Origin of the sequence: Veillonella sp. VA142 (genome assembly GCF_003992135.1) — a bacterium.
In the GTDB taxonomy this organism is placed as follows: Bacteria; Bacillota; Negativicutes; order Veillonellales; family Veillonellaceae; genus F0422.
The window spans coordinates 1-4,400 of sequence record NZ_RQVN01000043.1; the positions used below are offsets into that span (position 1 = coordinate 1).

The 4,400-nt window shown below is 34.3% G+C and carries 1 protein-coding gene; it reads right to left on the bottom strand.

The window, feature by feature from the left end:
• Positions 1-299: 299 nt before the first annotated feature.
• Positions 300-1,841 (bottom strand): RNA-binding domain-containing protein, encoded by a 1,542-nt coding sequence (locus tag EO117_RS08915; protein WP_126940098.1) that lies wholly within the window; start codon positions 1,839-1,841, stop codon positions 300-302.
• Positions 1,842-4,400 lie beyond the last annotated feature (2,559 nt).

Here is a 4,400-nt window from a genome sequence, read left to right on the forward strand (position 1 = left end):
TAAACCCAAGAAGACCGCAATATACCTCCGAAGAAACATCATGAAATGCCGTTTCTGAGGGGGTGTATTGCGGTCTTTTCACTGAGGAATGCAATTGTACGTAGCACATCTTGTGGCACTCTTTACTTCCTAAATTAAATAAACACAAAAAAGGCGTGACATGTTCCTGAGCAAACATTATGAAATACCGTTTGCGAAGGAATGTGTCACGCCTTTCTATTTAGTTAATCAAGATTCGCCACAAGATTGCATAAAGCAATAAGAGACGACTTAAGATCACTATCAAATAAATCTAGTTATTATGTATCAGACTTATCTTCATAAAACATTTGCTTCATAATATCATAGGTTTCTCCCAAACGATGAATCATCTCTAACGAGGAAATTGGTCTAGCATAAGTCCTGTTTTTGTATGCACCCATCTTTACGATTAAATTTTGATCGGATAACTTATTAAGTATCCTTGTTAAGCGAGCATCACTTATGTCTGGATACGCATCAGCAATTTCTTTTTTTGTAAATTTAATAGATGGCTTATTTGAATTTTGATTGTTACAAATAAATCCATACACTTTTTTCTCATCCGCTTTTAGGTTAAATATATCTAATAGTGGTTCCGCTATCCATAATTTTAAGTATGTTCTTTCTAAATCACTTTCTAATTCAGGTACTTTGAATCTATTTTTAACGACAACATCAATTATTTTTAGACTACCACTACCAGCATGCTCAGATGCACCCATTCTAGTAAACAAGTTAACAAGGAGAGGATTTCTGACTAAAGATCTAGCCCCTCCTGCAAAAAATTCTTTTACAGGAATTTTCATAATCCCCGGATTGATAAATACATAATATGGTTCATGAATTTCCACAATAAGAGCCGTTGTATTTAAAAAATAGTCAGCATGGATTATCATATTGACAAACGCTTCGCGTAAAGCAACTGTTAGGTCTGTAGGATTCTTTCTAATAGTGTACTCATCAAGTTCAAATTTTCTATTTACAGATAATAAGAGCTTCTCACTTACTAATCGATAGTAATTAAACAAGTTCATATCAGGGAAATCTAAGTTACCCGACTCAATTCTAAAACTCCATCTTTGTGAGCTTCCACGTTTATCAAAAAAATCTACATGATAATGAGGAAATCGATCGATAATAGAATTGTATTTACCAAAAAATAATAGTCCCGCTACTGTTAAATTCATCGAATTAGCATCCCTATTTTTACGAAATACACCGATATCCTCTAAAAATTTTTGATTATCCATTTCTGAATAGTTTGAAGTAGGATATCTTTTAGCCAGTATAGCTCTATAGCTATTGATGCTATCTATATCTAAATCAGATATATCATAATTCAGGAGCAACTCATAATCTAATTCGTCAGATTGATTTCTTAGCATTGAACTTAGTTGCTGAGTATCTACTTGATGATCTTGTGAATGTAATCTGATATATGTATGAGTTAAATTATTATTAAGATAAACGGGCTTATCCTTAATTTTAGCCTCTTTTATATGTATAATAATGATAGTTTTATCTTCAATAACACTTATTTTTATATCTTCATTCTTTATAATATTTAAGCTAATCTTAGATCTATCAGCCAATGTAGAACAAAAGTCACTTATTATTTTTTCTGCATTATTTACCCCAGTTAAAACCGGTTTCTTATTTTCGTCTTCAGATATCCCTAAAATTAAATAGCCACCTGTTGTATTAGCAAATGCAGAGTATGACTTCCATGCATCTTTTGGAAAGTCATTTTTAGCTTTTTTGTATTCAACTTGTGAAGACTCTTTCAATAATACAATTGCTTCTAATGTAGTTAACTCCATAGTATTTTCCCTAAAAGTGCTAAATAAATGTCAAATAAAATTATTCCTAAATGGCTTTATTATCACATTCTTTATATATACTGCAAAAAATGGACCTTAAAAAGGTTAAATAAATATTGAATAAAAGAGAGCCTTGCTATGATTAGTATATAGGACAAAATCATATTCTCCAGTATATATTAATAATGGGATATCAACATTCACCAATGTCAGTGCCTTTTATAATCATTATAGCACAATCTATTCGCACTGTTTATATAAACTTACTACCATGCCGAACAGCAAACTAAGCAACGTACAAGTTTGCAAATAGTACCGTCACAAGCATCCTTCCCCTGAGGAATGCCGTTAGGCGTAGTAGCCTTGTGGCATTCTTTACTGACCAAATTACATAAACCCAAGAAGACCGCAATATACCTCCGAAGAAACATCATGAAATGCCGTTTCTGAGGGGGTGTATTGCGGTCTTCCCTTTATCCTATTCAGTTAACAACGCCACAGACTACATAGCGTAACAAGAGATGTTGCTATTCTGTAACAAACTATGCTATACTTAACTTACAAATAAGAAGAGCCATCAACGTGCGCAGGCGTTAGGCTCATCTCAAACTTGTGAAATATGAAATGCCTAACGTGTAGAGGGAGGGAACCTCTTATCGTTAGGCTTTTTCATTAATTAGTTAAACCAATCAATGAGTCGTACTAGTAATTTTAAAATCAAGATCAATCGATCATAGTTCTTAAACTTTTTCATAGTACCACCTCCTCCCATCAGGGAAGAGATAAGCCTAACAGCACGTTAATGGCTCTTACATTTTTATTATAGCACAATCTATTCGTACTGTTTATATAAACTTACTACCATGCCGAACAGCAAACTAAGCAAAGTGCAAGTTTGCAAACGATACCGTCACAAGTACCCTTCCCCTCTGAGGAACGCCGTTAGGTGTAGTAGCCTTGTGGCATTTTTACTGTTTACATTTGCTAATACAAAAGCCCGTAACAAGATATTGTCATCCTACATCAAACTATGCTATACTTGACATAGAAAAAGAAGAGCCATCAACGTGTGCTTGGCGTTAGGCTCATCTCAAGATTACAAATGTGATAATGCCTAACGTGTTAAGGTGTGCTAGACCTTATTCGTTAGGCTTTGTCATTTCTAATTAAAGAAATGGTAAAGATCTATAATCAATTTTAAAAGCTTTATCAATACAGATAACTTTTTAAAAAGTTTCATAGAACCACCTCCTCCCATTAGGGAAGAGATAAGCCTAACAACACGTTAATGACTCTTGCAATTTTTATTATAGCATAATCTATTCGTACTGTTTATATAAGATTACTACCATGACAAACAGTAAACTAAGCAAAGTACAAGTTTGCAAACGATACCGTTATAAGTGCTCTTTTACCTGAGGAACGCCGTTGTACGTAGTACACTTGTGGCTATCTTTACTGTTTACATTTGCTAATACAAAAGCCCGTAACGAGATATTGTCATCCTACATCAAACTATGCTATACTTGACATAGAAAAAGAAGAGCCATCAACGTGTGCAGGCGTTAGGCTCATCTCAAAAGAATAAAACATTGATGAAGCCTAACGTGTTAAGGTGTACTAGACCTTATTCGTTAGGCTTTGTCATTTCTAATTAAAGAAATGGTAAAGATCTATAATCAATTTTAAAAATTTTATCAGTAAAGATAATTTCTTAAAAAATTTCATAGAACCACCTCCTCCCCTTAGGGAAGAGATAAGCCTAACAGCACGTTAATGGCTCTTGCATTTTTATTATAGCACAATCTATTCGTACTGTTTATATAAACTTACTACCATGCCGAGCAGCAAACTAAGCAACGTGCAAGTTTGCAAACGATACCATCACAAGCGCCCTTCCTGAGGAATGCCGTTAGGTGTAGTAGCCTTGTGGCATCCCTTACTGACCGAATCACATAAACCCAAGAAGACCGCAATATACCTCCGAAGAAACATCATGAAATGCCGTTTCTGAGGGGGTGTATTGCGGTCTTTTCACTGAGGAATGCAATTGTACGTAGCACATCTTGTGGCGCTCTTTACTGCCTAAATTAAATAAACACAAAAAAGGCGTGACATGTTCCTGAGCAAACATTATGAAATACCGTTTGCGAAGGAATGTGTCACGCCTTTCTATTTAGTTAATCAAGATTCGCCACAAGATTGTATAGAGCAATAAGAGACGACCTACATAACGTAACAAAAAACGATAGCATTAACACTCAAAGTATGCTATACTTAACTTACAAATAAGAAGAGCCATCAACGTGCGCAGGCGTTAGGCTCATCTCAAAAAGTTACAAATTTGAAACAGCCTAACGTATTAAGGTGTATCAGACCTTATTCGTTAGGCTTTTCATTTCTAATTAAAGAAATGGTAAAGATCTATAAATAATTTTAAAAGTTTTATCAGTAAAGATAATTTCTTTAAAAACTTCATAGAACCACCTCCTCCCATTAGGGAAGAGATAAGCCTAACAGCACGTTAATGGCTCTTGCATTTTTATTATAGCATAATCT

What these genes read in the sequence shown, in the direction of transcription:
- EO117_RS08915 (WP_126940098.1), bottom strand. Translation starts at nt 1,841, where the DNA reads ATGGAGTTAACTACATTAGAAGCAATTGTATTATTGAAAGAGTCTTCA.